This is a genomic window from Sulfitobacter sp. L-8 (assembly GCF_056859255.1).
Genome location: NZ_JBSXOD010000035.1, coordinates 77,876 through 100,249 on the forward strand (window position 1 = coordinate 77,876; position 22,374 = coordinate 100,249).

Here is a 22,374-nt window from a genome sequence, read left to right on the forward strand (position 1 = left end):
ATTTGGTTCCGTTCGCTTAGATGCTACATTAAGGATCAAAGAAGGAAGTTGCCATGGCCGTATCTCATGTAAACATCGCCTCGGTTGATCCGGTTTGGGATCAAATTTTAACTGAAGCACAGCAGGCGGTTCAGGATGAACCGCTGATCGGCGGGTTCGTCCACGCGTGTATTTTGCATCATAAGTCTATTGAAAAGGCTCTTTGTTACCGTATTGCGGCTAAGCTTGCATCGAACGAGATGTCGATGATGGTGATCCACGAGATGGTGGAGGAAGCGTTTACGAACGACCCGGAACTCATAAAGGCTGCGCGTGCCGATCTTGTCGCGATCTATGAACGCGATCCCGCCTGCCACCGTTTGCTCCAACCCATCTTGTATTTCAAAGGTTACCAAGCGGTCCAAGCCTATCGTGTGGGGAACCATTTATGGAAAAAGGGCAAGCGTGATTTGGCCTATTTCGTTCAGATGCGTGTGAGTGAGATTTTCGGCGTCGACATTCACCCTGCTGCGACCTTGGGCAAGGGTATCATGATTGACCACGCCCATTCAGTGGTTATCGGCGAGACCGCCGTGGTTGGCGATAATGTGTCGATGCTGCATTCTGTGACCCTTGGCGGTACCGGAAAGGAAGAGCAAGATCGTCATCCTAAAATCGGCAATGGTGTCTTGATCGGGGCTGGTGCCAAGGTTCTGGGTAATATCACGATCGGCCAATGCAGCAGGATTGCTGCTGGTTCTGTGGTCTTGCAGGATGTCCCCCCGTGTAAAACCGTAGCAGGCATCCCGGCGCGGGTAGTTGGGGAGGCTGGCTGCGATCAACCGTCGGTGCTGATGGATCATATGCTTGGCCCACAAGATATCTGAGAGGCCTCTTGCCCATGGTCGTTAGGCGATCCTGGCCAGGACGATCTTGGCCAGGATGTTGGAAACCTCATTCTTGGTGGCGGGCTGTATAAAGGGCTTGGTCAGGTTTACGAGCAGATCATCTTTATGAAGCCGGAGCGCCGGGGGGCGTCTGCCCCCCGGACCCCCTGAGGATATAATCCATTTGGAAGCGGGTCAGGCGAGCATCGTCATCGGGTTTTCAAGATTGTCCTTGATCGCCGTCAGCAATTGAGCGCCCAAGGCACCGTCAATGACGCGGTGATCTACGGACAGCGTGACCGACATGACAGTGGCAACAGTCAATTCACCATCCTTGCCGACGACCGGCTTTCTTACCCCTGCGCCGACCGCAAGGATCGACCCGTGCGGTGGATTGATGACGGCGTCGAAGTTGTCGACGCCAAACATACCGAGATTTGAGATCGCAAAACTGCCGCCCTGATATTCATGCGGTGCCAGCTTGCGGTCTCGGGCGCGGGCAGCCAGGTCTTTCATTTCGGCGGACAGGGCTGACAGAGACTTCATCTCTGAATCTTTTAGGACCGGTGTAAAGAGTCCGCCTTCGATAGCCACCGCCACCGCAACATCGGAAGGTTTGAGCTTGAGAATCCGGTCTGAGGCCCAAACGGCGTTGGCGTCAGGCACAGATTGCAGCGCGAGCGCGCTGGCTTTGATGATGAAATCGTTTACCGAGAGTTTGACGCCGCGGGTTTCGAGTTGCTTGTTCAGGTCGGCGCGGAACTTCATCAATGCATCAAGTTGGATGTCGCGGCGGAGGTAAAAGTGCGGGATGGATTGCTTGGCTTCGGTCAGGCGGGCGGCAATGGTTTTGCGCATCCCGTTAAGCGTAACCTCCTCAAAGTCGCGCCCCTCGTACATCTTCATGACAGTTTCGGCCGATGGACCTGAAGCGGGGGCCGCTATGGCTGCCGGTGCCGCAGGGGCCGATTGTGCGGGTGCTGCTTTCGGCGCGTCCGATTGGGACAGACCTTGGACGTCTGCTTTGATGATCCGACCACGTGGCCCGGAACCTGACACCTGGCTTAAATCCAGGCCCTTTTCTGCCGCGATCCGGCGGGCGAGGGGGGTTGCGAAGATCCGCTTGCCATCACCACCGGAAGGCGCGGCGGATGTAATGGCAGGCGTGGCATCCGTGGCACCGCGCCCATAACCCGCTGCCGGAGCGGTTTTATCCGATGCGTCGGCCGGGGCCGTGTTCGAGGACTGTTCGGTCTTTGGCGATGACGGTGCGCTGATATCATCGGCGCTTTCACCTTCCTCCAGCAACACCGCAATTGGCGTGTTGACCTTCACCCCTTCGGTGCCGTCGGCGATCAAAATCTTGCCAATGGTGCCTTCGTCGACAGCTTCGAATTCCATCGTGGCTTTGTCTGTCTCGATCTCGCACATGACATCGCCGGAAGACACGGTATCGCCCTCTTTGACCAGCCATTTGGCCAATGTGCCTTCTTCCATCGTGGGGCTCAGGGCGGGCATTAGGATTTCTGTTGGCATGTCGACCGCTCCTTATTTGTATGTGACTTGCTTGACCGCCGCGATGACCTCGTCCGTGGTCACAAGTGCCAGCTTTTCAAGGTTTGCGGCGTAGGGCATTGGCACGTCCTTGCCGGTGCAGTTGATCACGGGCGCGTCCAGATAGTCGAAGGCTTCCTGCATGATCACGCTGGAGATGTAGTTGCCGACGGACCCTTGCGGCCAGCCTTCCTCGACTGTGACGCAACGGTTGGTCTTCATCACTGATTTGATGATGCTGGCGGTGTCCATCGGGCGCAGGGTGCGCAGATCGATGACTTCGGCTTCGATACCTTCTTCAGCCAGCTTGTCGGCTGCCTGCAACGCATAGGTCATGCCGATGCCGAAGCTGACGATGGTGACATCTGATCCTTCGCGCCAGATGCGGGCCTTGCCGAACGGAACGGTAAAATCGTCGACATCAGGCACGTCGAACGCTTTGCCGTACATGATTTCGTTCTCAAGAAATACCACCGGGTTCGGATCGCGAATGGCGGTTTTCATCAACCCTTTGGCGTCGGAGGCTGAATAAGGCATCACCACCTTGAGCCCGGGGATCTGCATATACCAAGCGGCATAGTCCTGACTGTGTTGCGCGCCGACGCGGGCGGCGGCACCGTTTGGACCACGGAAGACCATCGGTGCACCCATCTGACCGCCGGACATATACAGCGTTTTGGCGGCGGAGTTCAGGATGTGGTCGATCGCCTGCATGGCAAAGTTCCAGGTCATGAATTCCACAATCGGGCGCAAACCGCCGAAAGCCGCACCGACACCGATGCCTGCAAAACCATGTTCAGTGATGGGAGTGTCAATGATCCGCTTGCTGCCAAATTCATCCAGCAGTCCTTGGGAAATCTTATAGGCCCCTTGATATTCCGCGACTTCCTCGCCCATCAGGAACACGTTCTCATCACGGCGCATTTCTTCGGCCATCGCATCACGCAACGCTTCGCGTACGGTTTGCTGTTTCAGCTTGGTGCCTTCGGGCCAGTCAGGGGAGGTGTCCGTTTCTGGCGCTGCCGGGGCTTTGGCTTCGGCCGGTTTTGCCGCCGCGGGTTCCTTCGTTCCAGGTTCGGCGGGCGCGGGGGCGGCGTCTGATGCGCTGTCGATGGCCGACACGTCTTCGCCTTCCTCAAGCAGGACGGCGATCGGCGTGTTGACCTTGACGCCTTCGGTACCCGCTTCGATCAGGATCTTGCCGATTGTACCTTCGTCAACCGCCTCGAATTCCATCGTGGCCTTGTCGGTTTCGATTTCGGCCATGATATCGCCAGACGACACGGTGTCGCCCTCTTTGACAAGCCATTTGGCCAGCGTGCCTTCTTCCATTGTGGGGCTCAGTGCGGGCATGAGAATTTCGGTAGCCATTTCTTATGCCTCCTGTGGGACTTCAGTTGCGTAGATATCTGTCCAAAGCTCTTCGGGGGTCGGTTCGGGGCTTTCCTTGGCAAATTCTGCGCTGTCGTTGACGATTTTCTTGATTTCTTTATCGATGGCTTTCAGATCATCTTCGGTCGCATGTTTCCCGTCGAGCAAGATGTTGCGGACCTGTTCAATCGGATCACGTTCATCGCGCATTTTCTGAACCTCTTCGCGGGTCCGGTATTTCGCCGGGTCCGACATGGAGTGGCCGCGATAACGGTAAGTCTTGATCTCGAGGATATAAGGCCCATCCCCCGACCGGCAATGTTTGACCGCGCGTTCACCTGCATCTTTGACTGCCAGCACATCCATGCCGTCGACCGCTTCGCCGGGGATTCCGAACGCTTTGCCGCGCTCCCAGATTTCGGCGCTCGAGGTAGAGCGTTGTTGCGATGTGCCCATTGCATACTGGTTGTTCTCGATGATGAAAATCACCGGCAGTTTCCACAGGGCGGCCATGTTGAAAGTCTCGTAAACCTGACCTTGATTGGCCGCACCGTCGCCAAAATAGGTAAAGGTGACGTTGTCGTTGCCCTTGTATTTGTCGGCAAAGGCGATGCCCGCCCCAAGCGGCACGTTGGCACCAACGATACCATGGCCGCCGTAAAACTTTTTCTCTTTCGAGAACATGTGCATAGAACCGCCCTTGCCGCGGGAATAGCCGCCTTCGCGGCCTGTCAGTTCTGCCATGACGCCATCAGGGTTCATCCCGCATGCCAGCATATGCCCGTGATCGCGGTAGGTGGTGATGCGGCTGTCGCCTTCTTTGGCCGATGCCTCGAGCCCGACGACAACAGCTTCCTGTCCGATGTAGAGATGGCAGAAACCGCCAATCAATCCCATGCCATAAAGCTGGCCTGCTTTTTCCTCGAACCGCCGGATTAGCAGCATATCCCGGTAATAGGCCTTTAGCTCTTCAGCACTGGCATTCGTCTTTTTGGTCGGTTTCTGGGCAGCCATGGGGCAATTCCTCCGTACAGTTGTCCCGCGCACGCGCAAAATAGTTTAGCGTTAAACTATCTCTTATCGGATTCGAGCCGTGAATGCGAGAGGCATTTAACCAAGCACATCACAGCCCAGTGTTTCCGTTAGGAATGCAGATGGCAACCACCAAAACATCCGGGGTTGGATTGGCTTAGCGTATGACGATCTCATCCGAGCGGATCATCCCCAGAACCTTGCGGGTCTGCTCGTCCAGCAGGTCTAGATCAAGATAATCGTCCGATAAACGAGAGGTCAGGTTTTCCATCCGGGCGACGTCGGTTTTCACTTGGGCCAACTGAACGCGCAAATCTTGCCCTTCGGCGACAATTTCTGCCCTGCGAAACAGGCCAAAGTTGCCCTGAATCGCCGCAAAGGCAAAGTACAGACTTAACGCAAAAGCGATGGCGAAAAATAAAAGTGTGCCGAAGGCCGGCTTTGCACTGCGTTTCATACTCGTCTGCCTCATGCCGCCTCTTGATGGGCGTACACCCACTATGTCACAGGCGATTCGCAAAGGGAATCCCTATGCTGCGCGATCGGCAAAAATCTGTTTGTTCTGCAGAAACCGCACACTTTCACGCTTCATTCCAGCTTACCCACGACCCTCAGCGATCAAGTGCAGCGACCCCGGGCAGGGTTTTGCCCTCCATCCATTCCAAAAACGCACCCCCGGCGGTCGAGATATAAGTAAAGTCATCGGCTGCATCGGCTTGGTTCAGCGCCGCCACGGTGTCACCGCCGCCGGCTACTGAAATCAATGCACCGTCACGGGTCAGGCGTGCAGCGGTTTGCGCTGCCGCCAGCGTTGCGGTGTCGAAAGGTGGAATTTCAAAGGCACCAAGAGGCCCGTTCCAGATCAGCGTCTTTAACCCGGCCAGGGCTTTCTCGATCAAGGCGACCGAACCGGGGCCGGCATCCAGCACCATCTGATCACCGTCCAACACGGTTTCCGGCCCTAGCGCTATGACGTCATACGCCGCGCCCGCCGCAAATTCACGCGCCACCTGTCCATCGACCGGGAGCAGAATTCGGCAGCCCGCCTTATCGGCCTGCGTCATGATCTCCTTGGCGGTTTCAAAAAAGTCCGGTTCTAGCAATGACTTGCCCAGGTCGGCCCCCATCGCTCCCAAAAACGTATTGGCCATGCCACCGCCGATCACCAACAGATCAAGGCGGTTTACCAGATTCTCGAGCAGCTCGATCTTGGTTGACACTTTGGCCCCGCCGACCACTGCACCAACCGGGCGCTCAGGCCGCGAAAGCGCCGCTTCCAGTGCGGACAGCTCTGCCTGCATCAGGCGACCAGCGCAGCACGGCAAAAGCCGCGCGAGCGCCTCGGTTGACGCGTGAGCCCGGTGAGCCGCAGAAAAAGCATCGTTGCAATAAACGTCACCCAAGCTGGCCAGACGACGCGCAAATTCGGGATCATTGTCCGTTTCACCGGGATAAAACCTGATATTTTCCAACAGCAGCACATCGGCCGCGTTGATTTCCTCGGTCCCGGTCTCCGCGCCTTCCAGGGTCTCGACCAAGACCACCTTGCGGTTCAACGCGGCCGCAAGCGCGGGTTGAACGATGCGCAAGCTCAGGTCCTGCACCCTTTTTCCGTCAGGCCGCCCGAAATGGGCCAGCAGGATCGGTTTGCCCCCCTTATCAAGAATGTCGTGCAATGTAGGTACAATACGTCGGATGCGGGTGTCATCAGTAACACGACCATTTTCAACGGGTACGTTGATATCTACGCGCACCAGCACCCGCTTGCCGCGCAGGTCCATGTCATCCAGAGTTTTCCAGCCCATCTTATCCCTCATCCATTGTCGTAGTTGCGCTGTGTTTTGCCGTTATCGCCGTCGGGGTCAATGCACCTTGGCAATCGGGCGAACACGCCCTAGTTAAATGCCAACGAAATTTTTGCAGGAGAACGGCATGGCCGAGATCAAAGATCCAGAAAATACGATTCTAATGGAACTGAAGGGCGGGACGGTAACGATCCAGTTGCTGCCCGACATTGCGCCCAAGCATGTAGAGCGCATGAAAGAACTGGCGCGTGCCGGCAAGTATGACAACGTAGCCTTCCACCGTGTTATCGACGGTTTCATGGCGCAGACCGGCGACGTGGCCAATGGCAACATGGAAAGCAACTTTAACCTGCGTGCGGCAGGGACCGGTGGATCGGACCTGCCCAACCTGCCTGCCGAGTTTTCCAAGGTTCCGCATGCGCGGGGCAGTATCGGTGCTGCGCGTTCGGCAAACCCCGACAGTGCAAACAGCCAGTTCTTCATCAACTTCAAGGACAATGATTTCCTGAACGGCCAGTACACGGTCTATGGGCAAGTCATTTCCGGGATGGAACATGTCGACGCGATCACCCGCGGTGAACCGGCGGCGAATCCCGATCGCATGATCAGCGTTAAGGTTGCTGCGGATGCGTAACTTTATTGCAGCAGGAATGGCGTCGATGCTGCTGGCCGGCACCGCTTTGGCAAACGGCCTTGAAATCACCGTTGACGGAGAAGCCCAAGGCGTCATCAAAATCGATCTGGCCGAGGACGTCGCGCCGAAACACGCAGAGCGTTTGAAAACGCTGGCCGCTTCCGGTGCCTATGACGGCGTTGTCTTTCACCGTGTAATCGACGGTTTTATGGCGCAGACCGGCGATGTGGAATTCGGCAAAGCCGGTGAAAACATCAGCAGGGCAGGCACGGGTGGTTCTGATCTTCCCGACCTGCCCGCAGAGTTCTCTGACATAGCGTTCGATCGCGGCGTCGTCGGCATGGCGAGAAGCCAAAACCCCGATTCCGCGAACTCGCAGTTCTTCATCATGTTCGACAAGGGATATTTCCTGAACGGCCAATATACCGTTGTGGGCAAGGTCACCGAAGGAATGGACGTCGTGGATGCCATCAAGCGCGGTACTGGTGGCAACGGGGCGGTGGCAGGTACGCCTGATCGTATGGTCAGCGTCAAGGTCACTGACTGATCAAGTCTGGGCGGGGCGGGCAACTTTATGGCGTCTGCCCCCGGCTTACCCCAACCAAGACAACGAACTATCCAAGACAAAGAAAAAGGGCGTCGCTGCATAGCTGACGCCCTTTGTCATTCGACGTTCAGTCGATGAAACCTCAGGAAGCCGGGTTCGGTTTTTGTGCAGGTGCTGATTTCGCCCCCGGTGTCAAAGGATCGTCCTGACGCTGGACCGAACCTTCGAAATGCGCGCCGGATTCAATGGCGATGGTTTTGTGGATGATGTCGCCTTCGACGCGGGCCGTTGACGTCAGGCGGACTTTCAAGCCCCGCACACGTCCGACGATACGACCGTTTATGACAACATCATCGGCCACAACTTCGCCCTTGATCGTTGCCGTTTCACCGATGGTCAGAAGGTGGGCGCGAATATCGCCTTCAACCGTTCCTTCTACCTGGATATCACCGGTGGTTTTCAAATTTCCCGTAATGTGGAGGTCTGACGACAAAATTGACGCGGGGGGCTTTGCCTTGGGGGTGCTTGCCTTGAAATCGCTCTGCTTGGGTGCAGAAGGCGAGGTAGACATCGAAGAAGCAGCCGTGCTGGACGTGTCTGTGTCAGACTTGGGTGCGGGATCGTTGATTTTGCTTTTAGAAAACATCGTTTGCAGCCTTGATAAAGATCATGGGATTTACAGCCTTGCCACCAACACGGACTTCATAATGCAGATGGACACCGGTAACCCGTCCTGATGCCCCCATATCACCAATAAGCTGTCCGCGCGATACCCTTTGGCCAACTTTAACACGCAATTTTGACATATGCGCATATCGGGTCTCAACACCGAAGTCATGTTGTATCTTAACCAGACGGCCATAACCTGACGCCCAGCCGGAATGTGTCACTACGCCATCGGCTGTCGCATATAGCGGGGTGCCCGTGCTTGCGGCGAAATCAACGCCTTTGTGCATCCGTCTGCCGCCGGTTTTGGGATCGCGTCGAAAGCCGAACTGGCTGGTGAAGCGAAACGCCGATTTCACAGGCGTTGCGAACGGTGCCTTCTGTGCAGCGATGCGGTAAAGGTTCAGCCGGTCCATCTGGTTCAGCAGGCGATTGGCCCGCAAGGTATCGGCGGTCGGCGGTTCGCCACGGGTTGAAAAGCTAAGCGGCATCAGCGGCCCGCCTTGACCAGAGTATCCCCGGCGAACGGTTTCCAGCATGCGTTCCGTGGGCATGCCGGCACTACGGAACATTTTGTCCAGTGGCGCGACAGATACTGTCATCGCTTCTTCCAACTGGCGAAATATGGCGTCGTTCTGATCTTTCATCAACGCCAGCCTTTGCGTCAGTTCGTCGGCCTGGATCAGTGCGTCCTGGGCATCAACAACGACCTGATCCCGCTCAGCGGCGGTGCGTGCCAGCGCCTCGGCCAGAAGCGAAATAGGCGCTGACGACGCGGCAGTTTGCGCCGTTCCCACGCCGTCACCTACAGCGGCCTCTTCCAAAGTCGCGACCTGCGTGCGTGCTTCCTCGCGATCTTTCATGGTGTCGCGCAACGTGCTCTGGATTACTTCGATACCAGTTTCCAGCTCTCTGCGGCGGGTTTCCGATTGCAGCAACTCCGATTGCATCACGGAGATCTGCTTGAGCGCGGCATTGAACCGTTCCTGCGCGGCAACCGCTTCTTCGGCGCGCCCATTACGCTGTGCCGACAAATCGCTAAGACGGGCCTGGTATGTGCTTTGATCCCGTTTGGCCTGGGCGCGGAAATTGCCCGATCCAATGCTGTCCATCAAGATGATTGCGGTCGCCACGATTGCCCAAGCAACCAGCAGGGCAGAGCCGGTGAAAGCAACCAGCTGAGTGACGGGACGAAGGCGGATGAATCGGGTATCGGTATCTGATTTTAGAAAAACGCGGCGTTCAGGAAACAATGCTTCGAGAGCAGAGTGAATTTTAATTGCCAGTCTTGTCCGCACGCCAGATATCCTTGTCCCGTACTTCAACAACGCATTGATCCCCCAACCAAAGCGTTATTTTTCCTCTGATGTGCTTAGCCAGTGGTGTCTGATCGGGCAACCCTTGAGACCCTATCGCAGGCGGATATACTGAAATTAAATCATAATTTGGCAAAAAACCGCCCATTCAAGGACTTAATGACGATAATTCACACTTTTTCAGTTAATGGCCAGTAGAAATCCGGGGGTATGCCAGCCTCGGCGCGTTTCTCTTCGTTGAACGGTGGCTTCAATACCCCGTGGAAATATCTGCGAACAAGGTCGTGAAAAGCGTCCTTCGGGTCAAGCTCGTGACGCCCGCACAGAAAGTGAAACCATTTTGACCCATAGGCCACGTGCGCGACCTCTTCGGCATAGATCGTTTCAAGCGCCTCGACGGCCTGATGGGCTTTCGCGCGTTTGAATACCTCGATCATGTTGGGGGTGACGTCCAAACCGCGCGCCTCTAGCACCATTGGCACAACCGCCAGCCGGCCCATGAAATCATCCGCCGTTTCTTCCGCCGCGCGCCACATACCCGCGTGGGCCGGCAAGGCCCCGTAATGGCTGCCCAACGCTTCAAGACAATCGCACATCAGGTTGAAATGCTTTGATTCTTCGTCCGCGGCTTTGACCCAGTCATCATAGAACCCCATCGGCATTTTCACATCCGTAAAGCGCGCAATGATATCCCAGTGCAGATCGACTGCGTTGAGCTCGATATGCGCGACGGCATGCAGCAGGGCAATACGCCCCTCGGGCGAACCGGGCTTGCGGTGTGGCACGTCACGCGGCGAAAGAAGCTCGGGACGGTCGGGTCGTGCGGGTTTGAGCGGCGGGGCGCTTATGCCGATTGCAGGGGCTTCACCGTCGCGGCGCGCCTCCTGCCATTGCGCGGCATACTTGCGCGACAGGGCTGTTTTTTCGCGGCCATCGGCGGTGCGCAGCACCGCTACGGCCATTTCCGCAAGCGCAATCACAACGCACGTACCGCATCAAGAACTTCCTGGACATGCCCGGCCACCTTCACCTTGCGCCAGATGCGCGCGATGTTGCCCTGCGCATCTATCAAGAAAGTCGCCCGTTCGATGCCCATGGCTTTCTTTCCATACATGTTTTTCTCGACCCACACCCCATAGGCTTCTGTGACAGAACCATCGACATCTGCCAGCAACGGCACAGTCAGCGCGTGTTTGGCGGCAAAGCGGTCGTGCTTGGCGACGGTGTCACGGGAAATGCCGAACACCTCTGCGCCAGCTTGCCTGAACGACGCCAGATCCTGCGAAAACTCGATCGCCTCCTTGGTGCATCCGGGTGTGTCATCGCGAGGATAAAAATACAGGACGACGATTTTGCCCAGCAGGTCGGAAAGCGATGTTTCGCCGCCCCCCGTAACCGGCATTGTAAAATCTGGCGCTGGTTGGGAAATATCTGGCATGGGTCACTTTCTTATGTGGTCTGCGCTTAAGTGTTGGAAGCCATTGGCCGCGCTGTCATACTAGACTGGCTTGGCAGAACTTAAAGCCCTAGCGGCCCCAGAAGCGGAAGAAGATGTCAGACGACCTCTCAAGACCAAAGTACCGTAGACGCAAGCGACTGTGGCAGGCGACAAAATGGTCCTTGTTGACGATTGTCGTGATTGTGGCGGCGATTGCCGGTACGGCAATATACATGATCCGCAGCCCGATCGTGATCCCTCATTGGCTCGAGACGCGGATCGAAGAACGCCTGGCGCGCGATCTTCCCATGACGCGTTTCGAATTTGGGGAAATGGTGTTGATCGTGGACGAAGGATGGCGCCCGCGTATCCGCTTGCAAAACGTCGTGGTATCCAACCCCTCCGGCGCCGAATTTGTCGCCTTCCGAGAAGTGCGAGCCAGTTTCTCGGTACGGGGGTTGATTGAAGGAACGGTCCAGCCGCACGATATTTTACTGTCAGGCGTTGTCGCCAACCTGCGGCGCGACCGCGACGGTCGGGTGGCGTTGAGCGCAAGCACCGGTCAGGCACCGGTCGAACGTCGCGCCGCGACGATGCCACAACTCATCGGACAGCTCGATGCTGCTTTCGACAGCCCCGCATTACGGCGCTTACGCTCAATCGAGCTGCGCGCCCTGACCTTGCGTTACAGCGATTTGCGCGCGGGTCGGGCGTGGACAGTGGACGGAGGCCGACTGCTGCTTGACCGTGAAGGCAAGTCCCTTCGGATATCTGCCGAACTTGCCGTGCTGGCGGGCGGAGCCGATGTGACCACACTATCGGCCAATTATACCAGTCAGATAGGTGAAACGGCGTCGCAGTTCGGTGTGTCGTTTGCGGGGGTGGCGTCGGAGGATATCGCCGTTCAAAGCCCGGCTTTTGCATGGCTCAAGGTTCTGCGCGCCCCTATCTCGGGATCGGTACGTAGTGGTCTGGACGAAGACGGAAGCTTTGAACCGTTGAATGCTGCTCTCCAGATCGGGGCCGGGGTCGTGCAGCCAAGTCCACACGCGACACCAATTCCATTTGATGGGGTCCGCAGCTATTTCAGATATCTTCCAGATGAAAAATTGTTGCGGTTCGACGATCTGTCGGTACAGAGCCAATGGGTCACGGGGCGTATTCAGGGCGATGCCAGTCTTGGGATCGACGACGCCGGCAAGCTTGGCGATCTCGTCGCGCAGGTTCGTCTGCGTGATCTTGTCACCAACCCCGCGGGTATTTACGCCGACCCGATTTCCATCGCAGGCGCAGATGTGGACGCCAGAATATCATTCAATCCGTTCCACCTGTCATTGGGGCGAATGGACATAACAGACGCCGGAACCACACTGAACATTTCGGGTGATCTGAGGGCTGATTATGCCGGGTGGAAGGTGGCGGTAGACGCCGGTCTGAACGCCATATCACCAGAACGTCTGCTTGAGCTATGGCCACAAAACGCGAAAATCAAAACGCGTAAATGGGTGGCCGAGAACGTTTATAAGGGCAGTCTCAGCAACGTGGAAATGGCGTTCCGTCTGGATCCTGCACAAAAGCCGGTTGTCTACCTTGGTTTCGATTTTCAGGATGCCGAGGTGCGGTTTTTGCGCAGCATGCCGAACCTGACCAACGGCCGGGGCCATGCCAGCCTGCTGGAGAACCGCTTTGTCGTCAGTGTGGACGAAGCGCAGCTCACGCCGCCCGAAGGCGGCACTGTCAACATCAGCGCATCCTCGTTCATCATGCCGGATGTAACGGTCAAGGACGGCCCGCCAGGTATCGTGCGCTTGAACGGCAGTACCGAGGTAACATCGGTGTTGTCGTTGCTAAATCTTCCGCCCCTCAGCGTGATGGATAAAGCAAACCTGCCGGTGGCGATTGCCGACGCGACGGCCAATCTTACCGGTACGCTGGCGTTTCCGATGAAAAAAGGGTCAGACCCCAAGCTGACCATTTTCGACTTCAGCGGCGATATTCAGGATGTACACAGCGACGTGCTGGTTAAGGGGCGCAGTCTGCGCGCGGAAAAACTGTCTGTCAGGGCATCCAACGATAATATCACGATCAAGGGCCAAGGCACGATCGATGGGGTTGGCTTTGACGGAAGCTGGTCGCAACCGTTGGGCAGGCCGGGCGCAATCAGTACTGTGCGTGCCGATGTCACACTGAATCAGAATACCCTCGATACGTTCAAGGTGGCGCTTCCCGAAGGAACTGTATCGGGGCAGGGACAGGCGCAGTTCTCTCTGGACCTGGCTAAGGGCAAAGCGCCGCTCTTTTCCATCAAGTCAGACCTGGTGGGTGTGCGGTTGTCCGTGCCTCAAATCGGATGGGTAAAACCCGCTGGCACCGGCGGAAAGCTTGCCGCTTCGGGCACCTTGGGATCGGTTGCGCAGGTCGACACGCTCGAGATTTCGGGCGCAGGGTTAACTGCGAAAGGCGGGGTTGACCTGGCGGCGGACGGATCGCTGGACAAGGTCCATTTCGACAGATTGAACGTTAAAAACTGGATGGGCATCGCGGTTGACCTGATTGGTAAAGGCGCGGGCAAGCCTGTCCAGGTCGTGGTGCGCAACGGATCAATCGACATGCGACGCGCACAGTTTGGAAAAACCAAACCCAGTGGCATTGCGGGGCCGCCGATGCTGCTGAACCTCGACCGCCTGCAAATCACCGACAAGATTGCGCTGACCGCGATGAAAGGTTCGTTTGACCTGGCCCGCGGACTTGATGGCCGTTTCACCGCCGAACTCAATGAAGGGACGGCAGTATCGGGGCGCGTCGTTCCGCAAAACGGGCGCAGTGCGATCCAGATACAATCCAGTGACGCGGGAGGAATGCTGCGGTCGGCCAATATGGTGCAGCAGGTTATGGGGGGCACCCTTTCATTGACCTTGCTGCCTGTAGGGACCGGAGGGGCTTTTGACGGGCGTGCGGAAATGACCGATGTGAGGATCAAGAACGCGCCGACCATCGCCGCGCTGGTCAATGCAGTTTCGGTTGTTGGGTTGATCAACGAATTGAACGGCGACGGAATTTATTTTGACGCGGTAGAGGCCGATTTCCGAATGACGCCCAATCGCGTGACACTTACCCAAGCAAGCGCCACCGGCGCGTCATTGGGCATCTCGATGGATGGCGTTTTCAGCACCGATACCGGACGCATGGCGCTTCAGGGCGTGATCTCCCCGGTATATATGCTTAACGGGATGGCAAGTTTTCTGACCCGCAAGGGCGAGGGCCTGGTTGGCTTCAACTATGCCATCGGCGGGACCACCCAGCAGCCCTCGGTTTCGGTCAATCCGCTGTCGGCGCTGGCTCCGGGGTTTTTGCGTGATATATTTCGCGCCCCGCCTCCAGAACTGCCCGAGGTCGAGGGCAATACCCGCTCTACGCTGCCACCGTCTGGCGCGGCAAAGCAAAAAACGGTTGTTCCGCGCTTTGAGGGGCGCTAAGCGGCGGCTATGAAACTAAGTGATTTTGATTTCGACCTACCCGAAGCGCTGATCGCGACACGGCCTGCGGTGCCGCGTACGTCAGCCCGTTTACTGGTTGCCGACGGTCCTGTACTGCACGACAGGCACGTCACTGACCTGACCGACTGGTTGCGGCCCGGGGATCGTCTGGTGCTGAACGACACCCGTGTGATCCCGGCGCGACTGAACGGACAGCGCTTTCGGCAAAGTGCGCAGGGGCCCGTGCAGGCCCGGATCGAGGCCACGCTGCTGGAACCACGCGGCGATGGCACTTGGGCGGCGCTCATCAAACCGCTCAAAAAGTTGAAGCTGGGTGAAGAAGTCGTGTTCACCGATGATCTGAGCGCCACGCTTGAGCGTATCGAGGACGGGCAAGGACACCTGCGGTTCAACCATGTCGGCGACGCGTTTGACGCGGCGTTGAACGCGGCCGGGGCCATGCCGCTGCCGCCCTACATCGCTGCAAAACGTCCGGCCGACGAACGCGATCTGGTTGATTATCAGACGGTGTTCGCGCGAAACAGCGGGGCCGTCGCCGCCCCGACGGCATCCTTGCATTTCGACGACGCGTTGTTGGCGCGGCTGGCCGATATAGGGGTGAACTTCACGCATGTGACCTTGCATGTGGGGGCAGGTACTTTTCTGCCTGTAAAGGTGGACAATGTTGCAGACCACAAGATGCACAGCGAATGGGGACAGGTAAGCGCCACGGCCGCCGCCGAAATCGCAGCGACAAAACAGGCAGGCGGGCGTGTCATCCCTGTTGGTACGACGGCCTTGCGCCTGATCGAAACCGCTGCGCGGGGGGGCACGATCGAGCCGTGGGAAGGGAATACCGACATCTTCATCACCCCTGGATTTTCCTTCAAGGTAACCGACGCGCTGATGACAAACTTTCACCTGCCCAAATCCACCCTGATGATGTTGGTCGCGGCGTTGATGGGGCAAGAGGCCATCAAGACGCTATACGCGCATGCCATCCAGTCAAAATATCGCTTCTTTTCCTATGGCGACGCCTCCTTGTTGATCCCACAGGCGCAAAAACCCGCCTGATTGTCGTTCATGGGAGTGACAGTCTCCTGGAAGACCGTCAGTAGAGGCCAGACGGCGTTAAAGGATTCGAGTTATGTTCAAGGTGTTTATCAGCTCATGGGCGCTCTTGCTCGGCATGGGGTTGCTGATGGTGGGTAACGGCATGCAAGGCACGCTGCTGGGTATCCGCGGCAGTATCGAAGATTTCTCGACTTTTAACATGTCAATCGTGATGTCCGCGTATTTCGTCGGGTTTCTCGGAGGGTCGCGTATTGCGCCCGGCATGATCCGTCGGGTGGGCCACGTGCGGGTTTTTGCTGCGCTTGCGTCGATGATCTCGGCTGTGATGATCCTTTACCCGACGTTTCCCAACGTGGCGGTCTGGACACTTGGCCGCGTGTTGATCGGCTTTTGCTTTTCGGCGGTGTATGTAACCGCGGAAAGCTGGCTGAACAACGCTGCCACCAACGAGAACCGCGGGCAAACCCTGTCGGTATACATGATCGTGCAGACTTTTGGCATCGTGATAGCACAGGCGCTGTTGCTGACGGCAGACCCTTCGGGCTTTGTGCTTTTCGTCATTCCGTCGGTATTGGTCAGCCTGGCGGTGACACCGATCCTGCTGTCCATCAGCCCGACCCCGGCGTTTGACACAACCAAACCGATGAGCCTGCGCGAGCTTGCAAGCTTTTCACCCCTGGGTTGCGTCGGCATGTTCTTGCTGGGCGGCGTTTTCTCGGCACAGTTCGGAATGGCGTCCGTATACGGTGCCGAAGCGGGGTTAACCGTCGCCCAGATCTCGATCTTCGTCGCGACGTTTTTTGTCGGCTCTGTGGTTCTGCAATATCCAATCGGGTGGATTTCGGACCGGATGGATCGCCGTCTGCTGATTGTCATTACGTCGATCATCGGGGCGGCCGGATCATTTGGGGGGATGATATTCGGGCATATCTTCCCGGTCCTGCTTGTCGCGTCGTTCGTCGTCGGCGGCATGTCCAACCCGTTGTATTCCCTGCTTATCGCGCACACCAACGACTTTCTGGAACATGAGGACATGGCCGCGGCGTCCGGTGGTATGATCTTTATCAACGGCCTGGGTGCTATCATGGGCCCGATAATCACCGGCTGGATGATGGGCACCACCCTTGGCCCCGGAGGGTTCTATCTGTTCACGGCCGTGCTGTTTGTGGTGCTGGCGGTTTATGCCTCGTATCGTGCGACGGTGCGCCCTGCGGTCCCCGCGACCGAGACCGGAGAATTTGTCCCGATTTACGCTGCTGCGACCGCCGTCGCGGTGGAACTTGCGCAAGAATATGCCATCGAAAGCGACCAAAGCAGCGAAAATGCTTGATAATGTGGGGTTTATGACCGTTTCGTTACAATTTTTGTTTGTCCAAGACCCGGTTTGTGGCGTTAGTAATAATTAAGAAAAAGTTTAAGTAAGGAGCCTACGATGAAAAATCCGGAGGACATACTAAATTTCTGGCTGGACGAGACCGGCCCAAGCGACTGGTACGCCGTTGATGAAGCGTTGGACCAGTCTATTCGAGATCAATTCCTGTCAACTTGGGAAGCGGCACGCGAAGGCAAGTTTTCGTTGTGGTTGACGTACCCGTCCGGCGCGTTGGCGTATATCATCCTCACCGATCAGTTCCCGCGGAATATGTTTCGCGGAGAGGGACGGGCGTTTTCAACGGATCGTGCCGCATTGGCGGCGGCGAAATCATCCATCCAAAAGCGTTGGGATATCAAGATTGATCCACCGGCGCGGCAATTCTTTTATTTACCGCTCATGCATTCCGAAAACCTGATTGATCAGGACCGTTGCGTCCGTCTTATGTGTGAACGCCTGCCGGAAAGCGCCAGCAATTTGCTGCATGCACGTGCGCACCGACAGGTGATCCGTGACTTTGGCCGCTTTCCATACCGTAACGAAGCGCTCGAAAGAATGCCGACAGCGGTCGAACAGGCATATATCGCAAAGGGCGGCTATCGGACGACATTGAATGACATCGAGCAACACTCCAAGGTCGCATGACGCTGTACACCACCGGGACAAATCTCGCGGTTGCTGACACGATTTATATAGTTTACCACTAAACTATATTTGATCCCCCACACTGCGAGGTTTTTCTGATGGCTGCCAAATCCTTTGATCTGATCGTGATCGGTTCTGGCCCGGGGGGGTATGTCGCTGCTATTCGCGGTGCCCAGCTAGGGCTATCGGTCGCGATCGTTGAACGTGAAAATCTGGGTGGGATCTGTTTGAACTGGGGGTGCATTCCAACCAAGGCTTTGTTGCGTTCATCCGAGGTATTTCATCTGATGCACCGCGCCGCAGAATTCGGCCTCAAGGCGGATAATATCGGTTACGAGCTTGACGAGGTTGTAAAGCGGTCGCGCAAGGTGGCGGGACAACTGTCGGGCGGCATTGGCCATCTGATGAAGAAGAACAAGATCACCGTCGTCATGGGCACCGCCAAGCTGGCGGGCAAGGGCAAGGTTACCGTCAAGACCGATAAGGGCACCGAAGAACTGACAGCGAAGAATATCGTGCTGGCCACAGGTGCACGTGCCCGCAATCTTCCCGGGCTCGAAGCCGACGGGAAACGGGTCTGGATGTATCGCGACGCGCTGAAGCCGCCGCATATGCCCAAAAAACTGCTGGTCATCGGATCCGGCGCAATCGGGATCGAGTTTGCGAGCTTTTACAATACCTTGGGGGCCGAAACTACAGTCGTCGAAGTGATGGACCGTATTTTGCCCGTCGAAGATGAAGAGATCAGCAAGTTCGCGAAAAAACAGTTTGAAAAGCAAGGCATGACGATCTTGCAAAAGGCTGTCGTCAAGCAACTTGACCGCTCCGATGCGAAGGTGACTGCGCATATAGAAACCGGCGGCAAGGTCCAAAAGCAAGATTTCGATACGGTGATTTCCGCCGTCGGCATTGTCGGTAACGTCGAGGATCTTGGCCTCGAGGAACTGGGGGTCGCTATCGACCGCACCCATGTGGTGACAGATGAATATTGCCGCACCGGTGTTGACGGTCTTTATGCTATCGGTGATGTGGCCGGTGCCCCGTGGCTGGCGCACAAGGCTTCACACGAAGGCGTCATGGTAGCCGAATTGATCGCCGGCCAGGATGTACATCCGATCAAGCCTGAAAGCATCGCCGGCTGTACCTATTGCTATCCCCAGGTGGCCTCTGTCGGCTATACCGAGGCAAAAGCCAAGGAACTGGGATATGACGTGAAAATCGGTCGTTTCCCATTTATCGGCAACGGTAAAGCCATCGCACTCGGCGAACCCGAAGGTATGATCAAAACGGTGTTCGATGCAAGAACCGGTGAGCTTTTGGGGGCGCACATGATCGGTGCCGAAGTGACCGAACTGATCCAGGGGTATGTCGTCGGGCGTCAGTTGGAAACCACGGAAGAAGACCTCATGAACACGGTGTTCCCGCATCCGACCTTGTCAGAGATGATGCATGAATCCGTGCTTGCCGCATACGGTCGCGTCATCCACATCTAACCGCGATCGTCCCGCAGGTGGGGGTGTGGCAAGGGCTGCGACCCCAGCTGTCAAAGCCGGTTTCGTACCCGGGAATGGTTCAAGCACGCGTGTTTCGCGGGGCGAGCGTGTGACCAATATGCGTGTTCTTGCTGCGTTCTCATTTTTTCATTGGAGAATCCGCATCGCGACCTTATGTACATAACCTTAACGGGGGTCCGATATGGCTGAGCTGAAGAACATTGAAGTCCGCGGCGCGCGCGAACACAACCTAAAGAACATCGATGTGGATATCCCACGTGATCAGCTGGTGGTTATCACCGGCTTGTCAGGCTCTGGCAAATCAAGTTTGGCCTTTGATACGATATATGCCGAAGGTCAGCGGCGCTATGTCGAATCGCTAAGCGCCTACGCCCGCCAGTTTCTGGATATGATGCAGAAACCCGACGTCGATCACATAAGCGGCCTTTCGCCGGCGATTTCGATCGAACAAAAGACCACGTCGAAAAACCCGCGGTCAACTGTCGGCACCGTGACCGAGATCTACGACTACATGCGCCTTCTTTTCGCCCGTGTCGGCACGCCATATTCGCCGGCCACCGGCAAGCCTATCGAGGCGCAGCAGGTGCAGGACATGGTGGACCGCGTTATGGCGATGGAGGAGGGTACCCGTGCATACCTTCTTGCGCCTATCGTGCGCGATCGCAAGGGCGAGTACCGTAAGGAGTTTCTTGAGCTGCGCAAGCAGGGCTTCCAGCGTGTCAAGGTCAATGGCGAATTCCACGAGCTGGATGAACCACCGACGCTGGATAAAAAATTCCGTCACAATATTGACGTGGTTGTGGACCGGATCGTTGTTCGCGAAGGGCTCGAAACCCGCCTGGCCGATTCCCTGCGCACCGCGCTGGATCTGGCGGACGGCATCGCGATACTCGAAACCGCGCCGGGTGAAGGCGAACCCGAACGTCACACGTTCAGTGAAAAGTTTGCGTGCCCCGTCAGCGGATTCACCATCCCCGAGATCGAACCGAGGCTGTTTTCGTTCAACGCGCCTTTTGGTGCCTGCCCATCCTGCGACGGGTTGGGGAAAGAACTGTTTTTTGACGAACGCCTGGTCGTCCCGGACCAGAATCTAAAGGTGTACGACGGTGCATTGGCCCCGTGGCGCAAAGGAAAATCTCCTTACTTCAAGCAAACAATCGAAGCGATCGCGAAACACTACAAATTCAGCGAGACCACCAAATGGAAGGACCTTCCCGAAAAGGTGCAGCAGGTTTTTCTCTATGGTTCCGGCAAGGAAGAGATCAAGTTTCGCTATGACGAGGGCGGGCGCGTCTACGAGGTCAGCCGCGTTTTCGAAGGCGTGATCCCGAACATGGAGCGGCGCTATCGCGAGACCGACAGCAATTGGGTCCGCGAAGAATTTGAACGATATCAAAACAATCGCCCCTGCGGAACCTGCCATGGCTACCGTCTCCGCCCCGAAGCGCTCGCGGTCAAGATCGGGCCGGCCGATGGTGCGCCGGACCAGCTGCGCCATGCAGGTCAGGTTGTACAGATGTCGATCCGCGAGGCATTCGACTGGTGCAACACCGTCCCCGATCACCTTTCCGCCCAGAAGAACGACATCGCCCGCGCGATCCTCAAGGAAATACGCGAGCGCTTGGGGTTCCTGAACAACGTGGGATTGGAATATCTTACGCTGGCCCGGTCCAGCGGAACGCTCAGCGGCGGCGAAAGCCAGCGTATTCGTCTGGCGTCGCAAATCGGATCCGGGCTGACCGGTGTGCTTTACGTGCTGGATGAACCGTCGATCGGTCTTCACCAACGCGACAATGACCGCCTGTTGCAAACCCTCAAGAACCTGCGCGATCAGGGCAACACCGTGATCGTGGTCGAACACGACGAAGAGGCCATCCGCGAAGCGGATTATGTCTTCGATATCGGGCCGGGTGCCGGTGTACATGGCGGCCAGGTTGTCAGCCACGGCACCCCCGAACAGGTCGCCAATGACCCCGCCTCGCTGACCGGGCAATACCTGACCGGCAAGCGCGAGATCGTGGTGCCGACCAAACGGCGCAAAGGCAACAAAAAGGCCGTCACGGTTGTCAAAGCTTCGGGGAACAACCTGAAAGACGTCACCGTCAGCTTCCCGCTGGGCCAATTCGTCTGCGTGACCGGCGTGTCTGGCGGTGGTAAATCGACACTGACCATCGAAACCTTGTTCAAAACCGCGTCGATGAACCTGAACGGCGCGCGTCAAACGCCCGCACCTTGCGAAACCATCAAGGGTCTCGAACATCTCGACAAGGTCATCGACATCGATCAGCGCGCGATCGGGCGCACGCCCCGGTCAAACCCCGCGACCTATACCGGCGCCTTCACTCCGATCCGCGACTGGTTCGCCGGGCTTCCCGAAGCCAAGGCGCGCGGATACAAGCCAGGGCGGTTCAGCTTCAACGTCAAAGGCGGCCGCTGCGAAGCCTGCCAGGGTGATGGCGTCATCAAGATCGAAATGCACTTCCTGCCCGACGTCTATGTCGAATGTGAAACCTGCAAGGGCAAGCGCTATAATCGCGAAACACTCGAGGTCAAGTTCAAGGGCAAATCCATCGCCGACGTGCTGGACATGACCGTTGAAGACGCCCAGAGCTTCTTCCAGGCCGTGCCAAGCATCCGCGAGAAAATGGATGCGCTGATGCGGGTAGGGCTCGGCTACATCAAGGTGGGCCAACAAGCGACGACCCTCTCCGGGGGCGAGGCCCAGCGGGTGAAACTGTCAAAAGAACTCAGCAGACGGTCAACAGGGCGAACCCTTTACATCCTGGATGAACCCACGACCGGCCTGCATTTCGAAGATGTCCGCAAGCTTCTCGAGGTCCTGCACGAACTGGTCGACCAGGGTAACTCGGTAATCGTCATCGAACACAATCTCGATGTGATAAAAACCGCCGACCACATTATCGATATCGGCCCCGAAGGCGGCGACGGGGGCGGCCAGGTAGTCGCCACAGGGACCCCGGAACAGGTCGCCGAAGTCCCCGAAAGCCACACCGGCACATACCTGAAACCTATGCTGACGTCTCGAAAGGTTGCAGCTGAATAG

18 protein-coding genes are annotated in these 22,374 nt (G+C 57.1%); 9 read left to right on the forward strand and 9 right to left on the reverse strand.

Translation table 11 applies throughout. The features are described from left to right. Positions 1-53: 53 nt before the first annotated feature. Complete coding sequence (gene cysE, locus AC13DE_RS03950; protein WP_483047115.1) at positions 54-866, forward strand: serine O-acetyltransferase; 813 nt, start codon at positions 54-56, stop codon at positions 864-866. 195 nt (positions 867-1,061) lie between these two features. Here cysE and AC13DE_RS03955 read toward each other — a convergent pair whose 3' ends face one another. The 5 genes from AC13DE_RS03955 to AC13DE_RS03975 all read right to left on the reverse strand — a co-directional run bounded on the left by AC13DE_RS03955 (position 1,062) and on the right by AC13DE_RS03975 (position 6,628). Next, entirely contained in the window at positions 1,062-2,402 is a 1,341-nt protein-coding gene (locus tag AC13DE_RS03955; protein ID WP_483047116.1) for a pyruvate dehydrogenase complex dihydrolipoamide acetyltransferase, read from the reverse strand. Positions 2,403-2,414: 12 nt separating this feature from the next. Beyond that, entirely contained in the window at positions 2,415-3,791 is a 1,377-nt protein-coding gene (locus tag AC13DE_RS03960) for a pyruvate dehydrogenase complex E1 component subunit beta (RefSeq protein ID WP_483047117.1), read from the reverse strand. A gap of 3 nt (positions 3,792-3,794) precedes the next feature. After that, positions 3,795-4,805: a pyruvate dehydrogenase (acetyl-transferring) E1 component subunit alpha gene (gene pdhA, locus AC13DE_RS03965; protein ID WP_483047118.1), complete on the reverse strand. Its 1,011-nt coding sequence runs from the start codon at positions 4,803-4,805 to the stop codon at positions 3,795-3,797. A 175-nt stretch (positions 4,806-4,980) separates the two neighbouring features. Further along, complete coding sequence (locus AC13DE_RS03970; RefSeq protein ID WP_446313060.1) at positions 4,981-5,280, reverse strand: FtsB family cell division protein; 300 nt, start codon at positions 5,278-5,280, stop codon at positions 4,981-4,983. Between the two features lie 154 nt (positions 5,281-5,434). Then, complete coding sequence (locus AC13DE_RS03975) at positions 5,435-6,628, reverse strand: phosphoglycerate kinase (protein ID WP_483047119.1); 1,194 nt, start codon at positions 6,626-6,628, stop codon at positions 5,435-5,437. Between the two features lie 127 nt (positions 6,629-6,755). On the opposite strand from AC13DE_RS03975, the gene AC13DE_RS03980 reads away from it, so the two are divergent. Continuing rightward, entirely contained in the window at positions 6,756-7,262 is a 507-nt protein-coding gene (locus AC13DE_RS03980) for a peptidylprolyl isomerase (protein WP_446297017.1), read from the forward strand. Continuing rightward, positions 7,255-7,809, forward strand: a complete 555-nt coding sequence (locus AC13DE_RS03985; protein WP_446297018.1) for a peptidylprolyl isomerase — start codon at positions 7,255-7,257, stop codon at positions 7,807-7,809. The genes AC13DE_RS03980 and AC13DE_RS03985 overlap by 8 nt, the downstream gene beginning before the upstream one ends. Before the next feature lie 142 nt (positions 7,810-7,951). On the opposite strand, the gene AC13DE_RS03990 is transcribed toward AC13DE_RS03985, so the two are convergent. The 4 genes from AC13DE_RS03990 to AC13DE_RS04005 form a co-directional block, all read right to left on the reverse strand. Continuing rightward, on the reverse strand, positions 7,952-8,455 hold the full coding sequence (locus AC13DE_RS03990) for a bactofilin family protein (RefSeq protein WP_446297019.1): 504 nt from the start codon (positions 8,453-8,455) through the stop codon (positions 7,952-7,954). Further along, positions 8,445-9,773 carry a M23 family metallopeptidase gene (locus AC13DE_RS03995; protein ID WP_446297020.1) on the reverse strand — a complete coding sequence of 443 codons (1,329 nt, stop codon included), beginning with the start codon at positions 9,771-9,773 and terminating at the stop codon, positions 8,445-8,447. Before AC13DE_RS03995 ends, AC13DE_RS03990 begins: the two co-directional genes overlap by 11 nt. Before the next feature lie 188 nt (positions 9,774-9,961). Then, positions 9,962-10,771 carry a ferritin-like domain-containing protein gene (locus tag AC13DE_RS04000; RefSeq protein ID WP_483047120.1) on the reverse strand — a complete coding sequence of 270 codons (810 nt, stop codon included), beginning with the start codon at positions 10,769-10,771 and terminating at the stop codon, positions 9,962-9,964. Then, positions 10,768-11,229, reverse strand: a complete 462-nt coding sequence (locus AC13DE_RS04005) for a peroxiredoxin (protein WP_446297022.1) — start codon at positions 11,227-11,229, stop codon at positions 10,768-10,770. Before AC13DE_RS04005 ends, AC13DE_RS04000 begins: the two co-directional genes overlap by 4 nt. 113 nt (positions 11,230-11,342) lie before the next feature. On the opposite strand from AC13DE_RS04005, the gene AC13DE_RS04010 reads away from it, so the two are divergent. The 6 genes from AC13DE_RS04010 (at position 11,343) to uvrA (ending at position 22,374) form a co-directional block, all read left to right on the forward strand. Further along, complete coding sequence (locus tag AC13DE_RS04010) at positions 11,343-14,705, forward strand: DUF3971 domain-containing protein (protein WP_483047121.1); 3,363 nt, start codon at positions 11,343-11,345, stop codon at positions 14,703-14,705. A gap of 9 nt (positions 14,706-14,714) precedes the next feature. Continuing rightward, the gene (gene queA, locus AC13DE_RS04015) at positions 14,715-15,779 is read left to right on the forward strand and encodes a tRNA preQ1(34) S-adenosylmethionine ribosyltransferase-isomerase QueA (RefSeq protein ID WP_446313063.1); all 1,065 of its coding nucleotides are present in this window, start codon (positions 14,715-14,717) and stop codon (positions 15,777-15,779) included. A 73-nt stretch (positions 15,780-15,852) separates the two neighbouring features. Beyond that, a complete protein-coding gene (locus AC13DE_RS04020) occupies positions 15,853-17,109 on the forward strand; it encodes an MFS transporter (protein ID WP_446297025.1) in 1,257 nt (418 codons plus the stop codon). A gap of 102 nt (positions 17,110-17,211) precedes the next feature. Next, the gene (locus AC13DE_RS04025; RefSeq protein WP_446297026.1) at positions 17,212-17,796 is read left to right on the forward strand and encodes a DUF924 family protein; all 585 of its coding nucleotides are present in this window, start codon (positions 17,212-17,214) and stop codon (positions 17,794-17,796) included. A 98-nt stretch (positions 17,797-17,894) separates the two neighbouring features. Next, the gene (gene lpdA, locus AC13DE_RS04030) at positions 17,895-19,289 is read left to right on the forward strand and encodes a dihydrolipoyl dehydrogenase (RefSeq protein ID WP_483047122.1); all 1,395 of its coding nucleotides are present in this window, start codon (positions 17,895-17,897) and stop codon (positions 19,287-19,289) included. Positions 19,290-19,491: 202 nt separating this feature from the next. Then, on the forward strand, positions 19,492-22,374 hold the full coding sequence (gene uvrA / locus AC13DE_RS04035) for an excinuclease ABC subunit UvrA (RefSeq protein ID WP_483047123.1): 2,883 nt from the start codon (positions 19,492-19,494) through the stop codon (positions 22,372-22,374).